At 64.3% G+C, this 14757-nt stretch carries 14 protein-coding genes; all 14 read right to left on the bottom strand.

The window, feature by feature from the left end; translation table 11 throughout:
• Positions 1-4 precede the first annotated feature (4 nt).
• Positions 5-922 carry an aminotransferase class IV gene (locus VWP12_RS05895; protein WP_410473367.1) on the bottom strand — a complete coding sequence of 306 codons (918 nt, stop codon included), beginning with the start codon at positions 920-922 and terminating at the stop codon, positions 5-7.
• Positions 919-2370 (bottom strand): chorismate-binding protein, encoded by a 1452-nt coding sequence (locus VWP12_RS05890; RefSeq protein ID WP_410473366.1) that lies wholly within the window; start codon positions 2368-2370, stop codon positions 919-921. Before VWP12_RS05890 ends, VWP12_RS05895 begins: the two co-directional genes overlap by 4 nt.
• 102 nt (positions 2371-2472) lie before the next feature.
• On the bottom strand, positions 2473-3720 hold the full coding sequence (gene fabF / locus VWP12_RS05885) for a beta-ketoacyl-ACP synthase II (protein ID WP_410473365.1): 1248 nt from the start codon (positions 3718-3720) through the stop codon (positions 2473-2475).
• Positions 3721-3915: 195 nt separating this feature from the next.
• Positions 3916-4155, bottom strand: coding sequence for an acyl carrier protein (acpP, locus tag VWP12_RS05880; RefSeq protein ID WP_058575544.1), 240 nt, complete (start codon positions 4153-4155; stop codon positions 3916-3918).
• A gap of 148 nt (positions 4156-4303) precedes the next feature.
• Complete coding sequence (fabG, locus tag VWP12_RS05875; RefSeq protein WP_410473364.1) at positions 4304-5062, bottom strand: 3-oxoacyl-ACP reductase FabG; 759 nt, start codon at positions 5060-5062, stop codon at positions 4304-4306.
• 39 nt (positions 5063-5101) lie between these two features.
• The gene (gene fabD / locus VWP12_RS05870) at positions 5102-6028 is read right to left on the bottom strand and encodes an ACP S-malonyltransferase (RefSeq protein ID WP_410474948.1); all 927 of its coding nucleotides are present in this window, start codon (positions 6026-6028) and stop codon (positions 5102-5104) included.
• A gap of 145 nt (positions 6029-6173) precedes the next feature.
• Positions 6174-7067: a flagellar hook-associated protein FlgL gene (gene flgL / locus VWP12_RS05865; protein ID WP_410473363.1), complete on the bottom strand. Its 894-nt coding sequence runs from the start codon at positions 7065-7067 to the stop codon at positions 6174-6176.
• Between the two features lie 21 nt (positions 7068-7088).
• Complete coding sequence (flgK, locus tag VWP12_RS05860; RefSeq protein ID WP_410473362.1) at positions 7089-8774, bottom strand: flagellar hook-associated protein FlgK; 1686 nt, start codon at positions 8772-8774, stop codon at positions 7089-7091.
• Positions 8775-8848: 74 nt separating this feature from the next.
• Entirely contained in the window at positions 8849-9889 is a 1041-nt protein-coding gene (flgJ, locus tag VWP12_RS05855; RefSeq protein WP_410473361.1) for a flagellar assembly peptidoglycan hydrolase FlgJ, read from the bottom strand.
• A gap of 9 nt (positions 9890-9898) precedes the next feature.
• Positions 9899-11032 (bottom strand): flagellar basal body P-ring protein FlgI, encoded by a 1134-nt coding sequence (locus VWP12_RS05850; RefSeq protein WP_410473360.1) that lies wholly within the window; start codon positions 11030-11032, stop codon positions 9899-9901.
• An 11-nt stretch (positions 11033-11043) separates the two neighbouring features.
• Positions 11044-11736, bottom strand: coding sequence for a flagellar basal body L-ring protein FlgH (flgH, locus tag VWP12_RS05845; protein WP_410473359.1), 693 nt, complete (start codon positions 11734-11736; stop codon positions 11044-11046).
• Positions 11737-11761: 25 nt separating this feature from the next.
• Positions 11762-12550 (bottom strand): flagellar basal-body rod protein FlgG, encoded by a 789-nt coding sequence (gene flgG / locus VWP12_RS05840; RefSeq protein WP_410473358.1) that lies wholly within the window; start codon positions 12548-12550, stop codon positions 11762-11764.
• 21 nt (positions 12551-12571) lie between these two features.
• Positions 12572-13315, bottom strand: coding sequence for a flagellar basal-body rod protein FlgF (flgF, locus tag VWP12_RS05835; RefSeq protein ID WP_410473357.1), 744 nt, complete (start codon positions 13313-13315; stop codon positions 12572-12574).
• 178 nt (positions 13316-13493) lie between these two features.
• Positions 13494-14744, bottom strand: coding sequence for a flagellar hook protein FlgE (flgE, locus tag VWP12_RS05830; RefSeq protein ID WP_410473356.1), 1251 nt, complete (start codon positions 14742-14744; stop codon positions 13494-13496).
• Positions 14745-14757: the final 13 nt, after the last annotated feature.

Raw genomic sequence — 14757 nt, 5'->3', positions numbered from 1 at the left:
ACTCCTAACTCTCGATCGATTCCGGTGATGATGGGCTCGGCGAGCCCCACGCGCGCTCGGCGCCAAGCTCGCGACGGGCGACCCGCCCCCAAGCGCTGTCGGCCAAGGCCTCGGACAAGACCTCTGGCCAGGCGTTCGTCGCGACGTCGGCCGGCGGTTGCCAGCAGCCCTCGACGCATTCCAGCCCCTCGTCGGGTGGGCCATCGGTCTCGGCAAGCGCCCGTCCGAGCAGCGTGCCGACCGGCCGCCAGGCGGAGACGGCATTGCAGAGAAACGCCGCCTCGGCCAACGCCAACCGACCCGGGGCGCAGGGGGTGATGCGAGCGCCCAGGGTCTCGATCCACCAGGCGCGACGCGTGCCGGCAATCGCGCCACCGACCAGCGGCGGCGTATGCCAGCCATCGCGTTCACGCCAGAAAACGTTGCCCATCGTACCGGAAACCACCCGCCCGGCCGGGTCCAGCATCAGCCCCTCGACCCGGCCACCCGGGAGCGACTGCTGGGCCAGCACCTGCACCAGCCGATTGAGGTGCTTGAGGCCACGCAGCGCGTTTGATCCCTCAAGTGCCACCGGGACCGGGTCGAGGGTCAGTGGCGCGGCCGGGACCGGCGGCAGCAGGCCGAAGGTGGCCGCCACGGTCAGTTCAGGATGTTCGGGACGACGATAACCGCGGGGCCCCGAGCCGGCCGTGACCATTAATTTGCACACGCCGGTCGAGCCCGGCGTGACCGCCTCGTCGAGTGCTTTGAGCACCCGCTCGCCGGACGGCTCCGGCAGACCGAGCCTCGCCAGCCCGAAGCGCAGCCGGGCAAGATGATCGGCAAGCCGAATCACCCGCCCCTCGCGGACGAACAGCGTCTCGAACAGGCCGTCGCCAAAGGCGCAGCCACGATCGGTGACGGGCAACTCGACGGGATTCATCCGACCGGCACCCCGGCGGTCAGGGCCGCCTCGCCACCGAGGGCATCGAGCACGCCTCGGGCCTTCTGGTAGGTCTCGTCGAGCTCGCGCGCCGGATCCGAGTCCGCCACGATGCCGCCGCCGGTGCGGAATTCGCCGCGTCCGTCCGGGCTCAGAAAGACGCTGCGGATCAGGATGTTGCTGTCGAGCCGCCCGTGGTTGCTCAGGTAACCGAGGCTGCCGGTGTAGGGCCCGCGACCGGCCTGCTCCAGCTCGGCGAGGATTTCCATGCAACGGACCTTCGGACAGCCGGTGATCGTCCCGCCGGGGAAGCAGGCAGCCAGCGCCGCCAGTGGCGAGGTGCTCGCGGGAAGTGTCCCGACGATATTCGAGACCAGGTGATGTACCTGGGCGTAGGACTCGACCACCATCAACTCGTCGACCCGCACCGAGCCGGGCTCACAGACCCGGCCGAGGTCGTTGCGCTCGAGATCGATGAGCATGACGTGCTCGGCGCGCTCCTTGGGGTGGGCGCGCAATTGCTCGATCAGCTCCTGGTCACGCTCGGGGTCCGGATCGCGCCGGCGGGTGCCGGCAATCGGGCGGGTCTCGGCACGGCCGTCGGCCACGCGCAGAAGCCGCTCCGGGGAGGAGCTGATGATCTCGCCTTCCGGCTGTCGGTACCAGGCGGCGAACGGTGCCGCGTTGCGCCGACACAAGGACTCGTAGACCGCCTGCGATGACACACCCGGCGCGAGCCGAAAGCGCCAGGCATGCGAGAGGTTGGCCTGAAAGACATCGCCGGCGAACAGGTAATCACGGACCCGGGCCACCCGTTCGCGGTGGGGCGCGCCCGCCGGTGGGAGCAGTTCCGCCAGCTCGACCCCGCCACGACGATCCCTGCCAGCGGTTTTAACCGCCTGTACCCGCGCGGCGATCAGGCCTTCGGCCAGCTTCGCGCCTCGGGCGCTACCGTCGTGAACCACGATATCTTCGCCCGAGTCGTGATCCCGCACCAGGGCGGCCGGGTGATATTCGGCGATCGCGCGCGGAAAGCCACTCTCGGCCCCGAGCTCGAATGGCGGCAGGTCGAGCGTGGGCTCGATCTCCGCGGCCATCTCGTAGGCAAGGAAGAAACTCCAGCCGCCGAGAAAAGGGAACGCCGGTGGCAGGCCCCGTGCCGCCAGCCAACCGTCGGCTGCAAAGCCATCGTTCAGGGGCTGCCGGCGAGAGACGGCCTGCTGGAAGGCATCGAGAAAGCGTGGCGCATCGGCTGACGGCATGGGTGGCGCGCTCAGGCGCTCGTCGGCTGCGGAGAACAGGATCGACCAACGGCTCAGGGGGCCGCCGGCAGTAACGCTCTCGAACAGGTGGCTGGCGTCCTTGCCCGCGGCTGTCAGCACCTCGGCGAGCGATGACGCCGCCCTGCCCGGCTCCGATTCGAGGCGTTGGATGACAGGCTCGCTCACGAGCGGTTCACGCGAGGGTCGTTTGACGGATGCAATCCACTGGCGGCCGGCCCGGACAGGACCGACGGACGCCCGGCTGGTTCGAGCGTCGCCCCGCGTCCATCAGTCGATCGTGCGACCGAAGATGAGCGTGCCGTTGGTCCCGCCGAAGCCGAAGGAGTTGGACATCGCCACTTCGAAACCTTCGACGCGACGTGCCTCGTGGGGCACGAAGTCGAGATCGCAGTCCTCGGAGGGGTTGTCGAGGTTGATCGTCGGCGGCAGCACCTGATCACGCAGGGCGAGTACCGAGAACACGGCCTCGATTGCACCGGCCGCGCCAAGCAGGTGCCCGGTCATCGACTTGGTGGAGCTGACCGGGCACGCCACCGGCTGGTCGCCGTAGAGCTTCTTGATCGCCTTTACCTCGGTACCGTCACCGGCGGGCGTGGAGGTCCCGTGGGCGTTGATGTAGCCCAAATCACTCGGTTGAAGATCGGCGTCCTTGAGAGCCGCCCTCATGCAGCGATGCGCGCCGTCACCGTCGGCGGCCGGCAAGGTCATGTGATAGGCGTCCGCACTCATGCCGAAGCCCTTGACCTCACCGTAGATGTGGGCACCGCGAGCCTGGGCATGTTCCAGCGACTCGAGCACCACCACGCCGGCGCCCTCGCCCAGCACGAAGCCGTCACGATCACGGTCCCACGGCCGCGACGCGCGCTCGGGATCGTCGTTGCGAGTCGACAGCGCGCGCGCCGAGGCGAAGCCTGCCACGCCCAGCGGCGAGACGGCACCCTCGGTGCCGCCGGCAATCATCACGTCGGCATCGCCGTAGGAGATCAGGCGGGCGGCCTGGCCGATGCTGTGGGTGCCCGAGGTGCAGGCGGTCACCGTGGCGAGGTTCGGGCCACGGAATCCATAGCGGATCGACAGCTGACCGGAGGCCATGTTGATGATCGCGCCGGGGATAAAGAACGGCGAGACGCGACGCGGCCCCTGATTCTCCAGGGCCAGCGTGTTGCGCTCGATGCCGCCCAGTCCGCCAATGCCCGAACCGATGAAGGTGCCCACCCGGTCGAGATCGAGCGAATCGCTGATCAGATCCGCGTCCTCAATCGCCTCGATGGATGCGCTCATCGCGTAGTGGATGAACGGTTCCATCTTTTTCACGTCCTTCGCCGGGATGACCGTGGTCGGATCGAAATCCTTGACCGTGGCAGCAAACTTGACCGCCATCTTCTCGGTATCGAAGCGATCGATGGGGGCCACACCCGACCGCCCGGCAAGAATGCCGTCCCATGAATCCTTGACGTTGTTCCCCAGCGGGGTCACCAGCCCAAGGCCGGTGATCACGACGCGACGTTTGCTCATGATGCTCTTTTCCAGTTCGTTGGCTGACGGCCGGGCGGGCTGCCGATCGGCTTGGCGAATCCCGAGGGAAACTCAGGTCGATCGAATCGGGCTGAGCCCCCTAGTAAAAAACCGCGATCAACCCCCCGAAAGGAAGGCCGAAACACGGTTTTCAGGTCACAGGCCAGCGGCCTGTGAAACGCACAAGGGCCCGATTCAGGCGTCCTTGTGGTTGTTGACGTAGTCGATGGCCTGCTGAACGGTGGTGATCTTCTCGGCCTCTTCGTCCGGAATCTCGCACTCGAACTCTTCTTCCAGGGCCATGACCAACTCGACGGTGTCGAGGGAATCCGCGCCGAGGTCGTCAACGAATGAAGCTTCGTTGGTAACTTCTTCTTCCTTGACGCCCAACTGCTCTACAACAATCTTCTTGACGCGTTCTTCAACGGTGCTCATTCGTATCGAACCTCTTCTGGTACAAACACTAATCAATTAAACATTTTGGCCAGGCAACCCCGGCCAACACTGCCCGGCATTCTAGTGAAAACCGTCCGGCAGGCCAAATAAAAATGCCCCGGCGAGCTAAAACCCGCCAAGGCGGGCCTTACGCCATGTACATCCCGCCGTTGACGTGGATGGTCTGACCGTTGATGTAAGCGGCCTCCGGAGCGGCCAAGAAACGTACCGCCGAGGCGATCTCCTCGGGCTGACCCAGGCGGCCGTTGGGGATGTTGCCCAGCAGGGCTTCCTTCTGCTTTTCCGGCAGGTCGCGGGTCATGTCGGTCTCGATGAACCCCGGGGCGACCACGTTGACCGTCACGCCGCGCGGGCCGAGCTCGCGCGCCAGCGACTTGGAAAAGCCCATGATGCCGGCCTTGGCTGCCGCGTAGTTCGTCTGCCCGGCATTGCCCATCGAGCCGACCACCGAGGCGATCGAGATGATGCGCCCCCAGCGGGCCTTGGCCATCGAGCGCATGACCTTCTGCGACAGACGAAAGACCGACGTGAGGTTGGTCTGGATGATTGCATCCCAGTCGTCTTCCTTCATGCGCATCAGCAGCGTGTCACGGGTGATGCCGGCGTTGTTGACCAACACGGCGACCGGCCCGAAGCGCGACTCGATCTCCTTGATCACCGCATCGACCTGCGCGCCATCGGTCACGTCCAGCGCCATGCCCGCGCCATTCTCGCCCAGACGCTCGCCGATCGCGGCGGCGCCCTTCTCGGAGGTGGCCGTCCCGATGACCGTCGCCCCGGCTGCCACCAGGGCGTTGGCAATCGCTGCACCGATCCCGCGCGATGCGCCGGTGACCAGGGCAACACGGCCGTCGAGGTTGGCAAATTGGGTCGCTTGTTCTGACATGGATATTCCTCGTGGTGTTTCTTGTTCGATCGGCTTGCCTTACTCGGCGCCCAGTGCCTTTTCCAGCGTGGCCTGGTCGAAGACGGTCTTGGCGCCCATCTTGCGATCGATGCGGCGGGCCAGGCCGGTGAGCACCTTGCCCGGGCCGAACTCGACCTGGTCGCCAGCACCCATGGCCTGCATGGCTTGAACGCAGGCCACCCACTGGACCGGCCGGAACAACTGCTCGACCAGTGCGGTGGCGATGGCTTCGGGCTTGTCGTGGGTCAGGGCATCCACGTTGTGGATCACGGGGATCTGCGGGGGACGAATGTCGACCTGCGCGATCTCGTCACGCAACTGTTCGCCGGCCTCGCGCATCAGCGAGGAATGCGACGGCACGCTCACCGGCAGCAGGACGAAACGCTTGGCGCCCTCCTCGCCGGCAATCGCCTCGGCTCGCTCGACGGCCGCGCGGTCACCCGCAATCACCACCTGCCCCGGGGCATTGAAGTTCACCGCCTCGCAGACCTCGCCGTCGGCAGCCTTCTCGCAGACCGAACGCACGGCATCGTCTTCCAGCCCCAGCACGGCGGCCATGGCACCCTGCCCCTCGGCCACGGCCGACTGCATCAGTTGGCCACGCCGGGCGACCAGGGCGACCGCCGCCTCGAAATCGATGGATTGCGCGGCCACCAGCGCGGCGTACTCGCCCAGGCTGTGGCCGGCGAGCGCGGCGGGCATGGCGCCGTCGTTGTGACGCCAGATCTGCCAGGCCGCCACGTCGGCGGCCAGCATGGCCGGCTGGGTGCGTTCCGTCTGGTTGAGCTGGGCCGGATCGCCCTCGGCGACCAGCGCCCAGAGGTCGTAGCCGAGCACATCACCCGCGCGATCGAAGACCGCCTGCGCGATATCCTCGTGTTCGCCCCAGCCGCTGGCCATGCCGATGGACTGGGAACCCTGCCCCGGAAACACCCCTGCAATCATATTCATGTCTCGCCGATTGAAAATCGCGGGGATGGTATCACAGCGCCACGAGACGCCGATTGATGACCACAGCGACGGACAACCAGACGCGACAAATCGGCTCCCCCAAAAGGAGCCGGAGAAGTCGGCGACAATCGTGATCAGGTTAGAGGTTGTTGAACAGCGATAGCTGCTGGGTCTTGGCCATGCTCTGCTGCGTGGCCTGGAGGGTCAGGTAGTTCTGATTGAGGCGCGTGATCGCCTCGGCGAGGTCCGTGTCCCGCAGCTTGGAGATCGATTCCTTGTTGCTCAGGCTCCAGGCGTTCTGGTCATCGCGCAGGCGCTCGAGCTTGTTGAGATCGTTGCCCATCTCGCCCTGTGTGGTGATCACGCGCTCGAGCACCTGATCCACCTCATCCTGAAGGCCACCGTAGGCGGTGTCGTCTCCCGCCCGTACGGCTGCTTCGAGATCGTCGATCACCTGCATCGCCGAACGCCCCGAGCCCGCGGCGGTGTCGAAGATGTCGCTTGCCACCCGGTTCACGGCGACCGAATCGCTTTCCCCAACTTGCAGATCGACTGCCTGGACCGAATCAGCCAGCTGGCCGACCCCGTCGGGGGCGTAAGGCACCTGGCCCGCCTGCGTGCCGGAAAACACATATTCGCCACGCTCGTCCTTGGCATTGGCTTGCCCCGCCAACGCCTCGCGCAGCGAGGCGAGCTCGTCGGCCAGCGCCGCACGAGACGTCGCGTCCTGCGCCCCGTTGTTCGCCTGGATCGCAACGTCGCGCACCCGCTGCAGAATGTCGGTGCTCGCCGCCAGCGACGTCTCCTGGGCTTCGATCTTGCCGGTCGCCATATCGTTGCTACGCAGGAACTGATCCACGCGCGCCTGCTGGCTGGTCAGCTGGCTGGCTTGGCCGAATGCCACCGGATCGCGATCCGCCGAGCGCAACTTCACGCCGGTGGCAATGTCCGTCTGCGCCCGAATCATCTCGGACTGCTGCCGCTGCAGGCTCTGCAGCCCCTGCTGAAAGATCATTGATGTCGAAACGCGCATCGTCTTACTCCCGCACGGGCCTTAACCCACGGCATTGAGGACGGACTGAAACAGATCGCCCGATATGGAAATGGAGCGCGCCAACGCCTGGTATTGCTGCTGGTATTTGAGAAGGTTGGCGGCTTCCTCATCCAGATTCACGCCAGAAACCGATTGCTGGCGCGCCACCAGATTGTCGATTGAGGCCTGTGACGACTCTCCCTGCATTTGGGCGGTTCGAGCCACGGAACCAGCATTGCTCACGGCCGAAGAAAGCGCCCCGCCGATGGTCTGCCCATCGAGGGCATCGGTACCATCCGCTCCAGGACCGGCCGAATCCGTCTGACCAACCAGGCGCTCATTGGCAAGCGCGGCCATCGCCTCGATCTGGGTGTTGTCACGACTACCCAGTGAATTGCCAGCACCGTCATCACCTGCTGCCGCCACGTCTCGCGCGTCACTCAACTGGGTCGCAATCTGACCGGCGCCACCGGCTGCTGGGTCGATATACAACACATCGCCCGCCTGCGGGGTACCGGAGAACGTTATATCGAGACCGGGGATGGCCATGGTGTTCCCCCCGGAGCCGACACTAGCGATCTGCGTACCGGGATCATCCTGGCTGCGCACAATCCAATTGGTGCCATCGAACCGCGCTTCATAACGCGCCGCTTCGAGCAACGTGGCATCGACGACGCTGCCGGCCGCCGAACCATCGCCATCATTCCTACCATCCACCGCAACGCTGGGTGAGAAACTGCTGATTTCCGTGAACAGTGGCTTCCCCGCATCGCCATCTAGATCGTATCCAGCCTCCTGGATGGCATTGGCCTCCTGCGCCAGCACCATGGCAGCACGCCCCAATTCATTACGCAGCGGCGTGACCAACTCCTTCTGCGTCTCGATCATGCCGCCCAACTCACCACCCGTGACTCGCTCGGTGATGGTCTTGTCACCGATCTTGACTGTCAGGCCGGCCGCACCGTTGATCGCCTGGAGCTCGGTAGCCGCGCTGCCCGTGACCAAGGATTGTCCGGAGCCTACCGCCAGGTTCAGCGAGCCCGCACTGTCATCCGTCACACGGATGTTCACGCGTTCCGCGATATCGCGAATCAACTGGTCGCGACGATCGAGCAAGTCGTTCGGCAAGGCGTTCGGGTCCTGCGCATAGGCCCGACTGATCTTGTCGTTCAGATTCGCAACTTCTTCGGCGAAGGTATTTACCTCGCGAGAGATCGCGTTGGCCTGCTGGCCGATGCTCGAATTGAGATCCGCGAGTCGCCCGTCGAGCTGGTTGAATCGGTCGGTCAGTGCCGAGGCCTCGTTGAGATAGGCCTGTCGAGCGGTAGTGTCGGTCGGATTAGCCGCGACGTCGCTCGCCGCCCCAAAGAATGCCTGAGTGCTCTGTGCAATGCCCGACTCGGTATCCCCAAGCACGGTGGTCACCTGGCTGGCGATGTCACTGACAAACTGGAGACGGCTGTTGTCACTGGTCACATCGCGCAGCTGGTTCTCGACGTACTGGTCGAAGCTTCGCGTGATCGACTGCACCTGCGTGCCCGTGCCGACGTAACCGTTCCCCATGAACTGCGGTGTGCGCGCACTGAGGTTGACCGTCTGGCGCGAGTAGCCCTCGGTGTTGGCATTCGAGACGTTGTGCCCGGTCGTCGTCAGTGCACGTTGCACCGCGAGCAGGCCGCTGACCGAGTTGCTGAGGATGTCCGCCATGTTGAGGCCTCGAAGGGTTTACTGCCGACCTTATCGGCCGATTGAGGGAAAACTTGAGCGCCGACTCGACTCGATCACACCGCGTCCTTCATCGCCGGCGAGTTCATAATGGAGATCAGCTTGTCGGCGTATTTGGGATCGGTGGCATAGCCGGCCTGCTGCAGCTCACGGGCGAACTGCTCGGGATCATCTCGGGCCTCCAGCGCCTTGCCGTAGCGCGGGTTTTCCTGGATGAAGCGGGCAAAGTCGTTGAAGGAGGCGGCCATCGAGTCGTACTGGCGGAAGGCCGCCTGTCGGCGCACCAGGCTGCCGGATTCGAATTCCAGGGTGCCGTGGACCTGACGCTCGCCGTCCCAGCTGCGATCGGCCTTGATGCCGAAGAAGTTGTTGCTCGCCGCGCCACCGCCGTCATGCGGCACGTGCTTGCCCCAGCCGGTTTCCAGCGCCGACTGCGCGACCAGCACCTTCGGCGAGACGCCGAGCTTCTCCGCCGCCTCGCGGGCATGCGGCAGGATGGCCTCGACGAACCGTTCCGGCGATTCCCAGTAGGCCGGTTGCTTCTTGCTGCCGGCAGCGTCCGAGGAATTCAGCGCGGCCAACCGCTCTTTCGTCGGGCCAGGCTGCGCCAGTTTCTCGTCGTCCGCGGTGGCGCCGTCGGTCTCCTTGTCCTTCTGCATCCAGGCGTGCGGACGCAGAGTCCATTCGGAGGCATCGGGCAACGGGTAGGCACGCGGCGCCTGTTCGACCACGCCACCGTCCTCGGCGACCTTCAAAGGAAAGCCTTCCGATGGCCGCTCGCCGTCCATGCCACCGGCCTGCTTGGACAACTGGCGCTCGATCATCTCGGCCAGCCCGATGCCGCCGGCGCGGCTGGACAGCTTCTGCGCGATTTCCTGGTCGAACATGCCCTCGAAAGTCTTGGTCTGCTCGCTGTTGAACAGGCCATCACGCGGCGTGGCCTCGCGCATCGATTGGAGCATCATCTTGACGAACTGCGTCTCGAACTGGGAGGCGACCTGCTTGAGCGCCTGGCCCGGATCGTTGCCGGCCTGGGCCTTGAGCTGGTTGAGGCCCTGGAAGTCGCTATACGAGTTGATTTGTGCGGGACTGACCATCACGTCACCTCAGATCACGATCAACTGGGCCTTGAGCGCCCCGGCACTCTTGAGCGCCTCGAGAATGGCGACCAGATCCGAGGGCGAAGCGCCGACCGCGTTCACGGCATTGACAATGTCGTTGAGCTTCACGCCCGGGTCGAACAGGAAGGCCCGGCTGTTTTCCTCCTGAACCGCCACGTCCGAATCCGGGGTGACCACGGTCTCGCCTTGCGAGAACGGTCCCGGCTGGGAAACATCCAGATCCTCATCCACGGTGACGGTGAGATTTCCGTGCGAGACGGCGGCCGCCTCGATGCGCACGTTCTGACCGATCACCACCGTGCCGCTACGCGAATTGACCACCACGCGGGCCGGCCCCTCGCCAGGCTCGAACTCGACGTTCTCCAGCACCGACATGAAGCCGACACGCTGGTCGGGCGAATCCGGCGCACGGATCTTGACCGTGCCCCCGTCAACCGCCTCGGCCACACCACCGCCGAGCATCCCGTTGATCGCCTCTTCCATGCGGCGAGCCGTGGTGAAGTCCGGCTGGTGCAGGTTGAGGAACACCGCCCCGGCACCGCCCATCTTGCTTGGCACGCTGCGCTCGACGGTCGCGCCGTTGGGCACGCGCCCGGCCGTGGGGATGTTGACGGTCACGCGCGAGCCATCGCGCCCCGAGGCATCCAGCCCACCAACGATCAGGCTGCCCTGGGCGACGGCATAGATGTTGTCGTCCGCGCCCTTCAGCGGCGTCATCAGAAGCTCACCGCCCCGCAAGCTGTCGGCATTGCCGATCGACGAGACCGTGACGTCGATCGTCTGACCCGGCTTGGCGAATGGCGGCAGGTCGGCAGTGACCATGACCGCCGCGACGTTGTTCAACTGCACGTTGCCCCCGTCGGGGGAAAGCCCCTGACGCTCGAGCATGTTCTGGATGCTCTGGCGGGTAAACGGCACCTGCGTGGTCTGATCGCCGGTACCGGCCAGGCCGACCACGATGCCGTAACCGATCAGCTGGTTGTCACGCACCCCGGCGAAGCTCGCCACGTCCTTGATGCGTTCGGCACCCGCCTGCGGGGCGAAGCCGGTCGCCCCCGCCGCGAGCAGCAAGGGCAGAAAACCGACAAGGAAGGCTCGAATGGATGTGTTGATGTTCATGCGTCCCACCATCAGAAGGGGAAGACCGGGCTGTTGAAGAAACGAGCCAGCCAGCCCATGTTGTTCGATTCGTTGATCACGCCTTCACCGCCATAGGCGATCTGGGCATTAGCTACCCGCGTGGACATGATGGTGTTGTCCGCCGCGATGTCCTGCGGGCGGACCATCCCGGCCAGCTTGATGAACTCGCTACCTTGGTTGATACCGATCCACTTCTGGCCCCGGATCACCAGATTGCCGTTGGAGAGCACGCGGGCCACCGTGACGGTAATTTGACCGTTGAGGGTGTTCTGCTGACTGCTTTCGCCGTCACCGGCGAAGTCGCGCTCGCCGGATATCTGGGCATTGAGCCGCTCGATCGCCGGGCCGGTCAGCCCAAGCACATTCGGCGGGGTGATTCCCGTCTCCTGGCTCTTGCCGGTCGAGGTCTGTGCGCTCTTGGAAGCCTGCATGCGCTCCTCGAGAACCACCGTCAAGATGTCGCCGACGCGGTAAGGGCGTGAGTCGGCGAACATGTTGTCCACCTGCCCCGTCTGAAAAATGGCGCCGTTGCTCTGTACCGGGTTGTGCTGGGATGCCTCCGGCGGCATGGAGGGTTCGAACTGCGGATCGGGTTTGATCGGCGGCTGACTGGCGCAGCCGGCCAGCAGCGCGAATGCGACCAGCACCGGTGCCCGGAAAAGCGACTGGATTGACGGTTTCATGACGTGCCTCCGCGGATCGGCGTCATCAGACGTTCTGGTTGAGGTACTGGAGCATGCCGTCGGTCGTGGAGATGGCCTTGGAGTTCATCTCGTAGGAGCGCTGCGTCTCGATCATGCTGACCAGCTCCTCGACCACGTTGACGTTTGAACTCTCCAGCGCCCCCTGCTGAATCGCGCCCAGCCCGTTGAGGCCCGGCGTGTCCAACTGCGGCGCCCCACTGGCACCGGACTCGACGAACAGGTTGTTACCGATCGGCTGCAGGCCCGCCGGGTTGACGAAATCCGCCAGCTGGATGTTGCCCAACTGGACCGGTTCGGCCTGGCCGGCCAGCTGCGCACTGACGGTGCCGTCCGTGCCGATGGTGATCGACTGGGCACCCTGCGGGACGTTGATCGCCGGCTGCACCGGCTGACCGTTGGCAGTGACCAGCTGACCATCGCTGTTGAGCGAGAAGTCGCCGTCACGGGTGTAGGCGATGTTGCCGTCCGGCTGGAGCACCTGGAAAAAACCGCGACCGTTGACGGCCATGTCCAGGGCGTTGTCCGTCTGCTGGATATTGCCCTGGGTGTGCTGCTTCTCGGTGGCCACCACGCGGACACCCGTGCCGACGTTCAGGCCGGTGGGCACCTCGTCCTGCTGGTTGTTCGCCGCGCCGACCTGGCGGTAGTTCTGGTAGATCAGGTCCTCGAACACCGCCCGGTCACGCTTGAAGCCGGTGGTATTGACGTTGGCGAGGTTGTTGGAAATCACCGACATGCGCGTCTGTTGCGCGTCCAGGCCGGTCTTGGCGGTCCAAAGTGCGGGTGTGGTCATGGTGTCTCTCCCCTAACTGAATTAACCGAGGCGCATCAGGCGGTCTGCGGCTTCGCCGTTCTCGTCCGCCGTGCGAATCATTCGGCTCTGTGTCTCGAACATGCGGCCGTACTCGATCATGTTGACCATCGCCTCGACGGCATTGACGTTGCTGCCCTCGAGCACGCCACTGGCCACCTGCACGGCGGCATCGGCCTGCGGTTCCTCGGCGCCTTCACGCAGCGAGAAGCGCCCGTCCTGGCCCTTGGTCAAATCGGCCTGGTCCGGATTGACCAGCCGGATGCGATCGACCATCGCCGGGGCATTGGCCTGGCCACCCACCGGGATGATGCTGATGCTGCCGTCGGCATGAATGTCGATCTTCTCGGCCGGGGGTATGGCGATCGGGCCCTCATTGCCCATGACCGGATCGCCCTGCCCAGTCTGCAACTGGCCATTGGCCGTCAGGTGAAGATCACCGCGGCGGGTGTAAGCCACCCGGCCATCAGGCGCTTCCACGGCCATGAACCCCTCACCCTTGACGGCGATATCGAGATCCCGACCGGTGGTCATCAGGGGACCGGCGGATAAATCCGCGCCCTTGCCCTGCGCCTCGGTATAGGCACGCGATGCCTGACCCGGGCCGTAGACCGGTAGCGCGGCAAAGGCATCGATGTCTGCCTTGAAACCCTGGGTGTTCACGTTCGCCAAATTATTGGCGTTGGTGGCCTGGGCCCGTAATGTCTGCGAGGCACCGCTCATGGCGATATAAGCCAAACGATCCATCACAACACCTCCACGATTCACGAATCACAACCGGGGAAAATGCCCCGTTGTCATGGGTAATGCAGGAGGTGTGCCAAGAGAAGAAAACTGGCGAAAGACGTGCCGATTGAAATACTTGCGGGCACGAAAAAGGCGGCCCGCAGGCCGCCCGTTTGGGTCGGTCACTCGCAGAGAGTGATCAGCGGATGCCGATGATGGTGTCGCTCAATGCCTTGTTGGCCTCGATCGCCCGCGAGTTGGCCTGGAAGTTCCGCTGCGCGGTGATCAGGTTGACCAGCTCCTGGGTCAGATCCGTGTTCGAGGTTTCCAGGGCACCGCCCTGAATGGCACCGAAGGTCCCGGTACCAGCCTCACCCGCCAGGGGCTCGCCCGAATCAATCGACTCGATCCACTGGTTGTCACCGACCTGCTTGAGACCCTGCGGATTACGGAAATCCACCAAGGCCACCTTACCCAAGGGGATCGACTCACCATTGGTATAGCTGGCTCGAATCAGGCCATCGGTCCCGACCGAGATGCCGGTCAACTGACCCGTGGTATTGCCGTCGGCCGACTGATCCGCGACGTTGAACGGCCCATTGTATTGAGTCGAATCAGTGCGGAAAGTCATGTCGATACTCAGATCTCCAGCCCCCGTGCCCAAATTCGCACCGGTCTCCGTCACGGTAACCGGGTTGGCACTAGCCGTGTCGAACGAACCATCCGTGTTGAATGTCACCGTCTGCTGGGTCATGTCCGCTACTGGCTGATCATCGATCTGGTAGTAAACATCCCACTCGTTAGGCGTCCCAGTCTTCACGAAATAACTCGTCATCGTGTGCGGATTGCCCAAGGAGTCATAAATCCGCTGCGAGTTAGCTTGATTGTAGGAATCTGGATCGTCCGGATCGAAGGTAGTCACCGGTGGGGTTTCGGCACCTGCGGGCAGGTTGAGTGACAAACTGCCCTCTGTGGTGGCCTGCGGGGCACCGGCGGCAACCGGCAACTGCACCGGGCTGGAAGTTGCCAGCGAGGTCGATTGCAGTGTCCCGTTCTCGTTCACCGGCAATGCTTTGAGATACTCACCCGCCTGGTTGACCAGATAACCATTCTTGTTCACGCCCAATGCCCCAGCCCGACTGAAGACTGACTCACTTGAATCCAGGGACGGCTGGAAGGCGAAAAACCCTTGACCGGAAACCGCCAGATCAAGCGAGTTGTCGGTGAACTCGAGGTTGCCCTGGGAGAACTGCTGGGTCACCGCTTGGTTGATGACACCCTGACCCACGGCGGTCTTGCTGTTACCGAACGCACTGACCGCATAGATATCGCCAAACTCCGCGCGCGACTTCTTGAAGCCGGTCGACTTGGCGTTCGCAATGTTGTTCCCCGTTACCGAGAGATCCTTCTGTGCGGCGTTCAGGCCACTGATGGAGGTATTGAACGACATGACTCGTCCTCCG

This window comes from Guyparkeria sp. TX1 (genome assembly GCF_046523965.1).
Taxonomy (GTDB): Bacteria; Pseudomonadota; Gammaproteobacteria; order Halothiobacillales; family Halothiobacillaceae; genus Guyparkeria.
Note: the sequence above shows the minus strand (reverse complement) of the source record. Positions and strands in the feature narration are given on the sequence as shown.

Bases quoted from the DNA above. Each gene is read 5' to 3' on its own strand.
- VWP12_RS05895 (WP_410473367.1), bottom strand. From the start codon at position 922: ATGAATCCCGTCGAGTTGCCCGTCACCGATCGTGGCTGCGCCTTTGGC.
- fabF (WP_410473365.1), bottom strand. From the start codon at position 3,720: ATGAGCAAACGTCGCGTCGTGATCACCGGCCTTGGGCTGGTGACCCCG.
- acpP (WP_058575544.1), bottom strand. From the start codon at position 4,155: ATGAGCACCGTTGAAGAACGCGTCAAGAAGATTGTTGTAGAGCAGTTG.
- fabG (WP_410473364.1), bottom strand. From the start codon at position 5,062: ATGTCAGAACAAGCGACCCAATTTGCCAACCTCGACGGCCGTGTTGCC.
- fabD (WP_410474948.1), bottom strand. From the start codon at position 6,028: ATGATTGCAGGGGTGTTTCCGGGGCAGGGTTCCCAGTCCATCGGCATG.
- flgL (WP_410473363.1), bottom strand. From the start codon at position 7,067: ATGCGCGTTTCGACATCAATGATCTTTCAGCAGGGGCTGCAGAGCCTG.
- flgK (WP_410473362.1), bottom strand. From the start codon at position 8,774: ATGGCGGACATCCTCAGCAACTCGGTCAGCGGCCTGCTCGCGGTGCAA.
- flgJ (WP_410473361.1), bottom strand. From the start codon at position 9,889: ATGGTCAGTCCCGCACAAATCAACTCGTATAGCGACTTCCAGGGCCTC.
- VWP12_RS05850 (WP_410473360.1), bottom strand. From the start codon at position 11,032: ATGAACATCAACACATCCATTCGAGCCTTCCTTGTCGGTTTTCTGCCC.
- flgH (WP_410473359.1), bottom strand. From the start codon at position 11,736: ATGAAACCGTCAATCCAGTCGCTTTTCCGGGCACCGGTGCTGGTCGCA.
- flgG (WP_410473358.1), bottom strand. From the start codon at position 12,550: ATGACCACACCCGCACTTTGGACCGCCAAGACCGGCCTGGACGCGCAA.
- flgF (WP_410473357.1), bottom strand. From the start codon at position 13,315: ATGGATCGTTTGGCTTATATCGCCATGAGCGGTGCCTCGCAGACATTA.
- flgE (WP_410473356.1), bottom strand. From the start codon at position 14,744: ATGTCGTTCAATACCTCCATCAGTGGCCTGAACGCCGCACAGAAGGAT.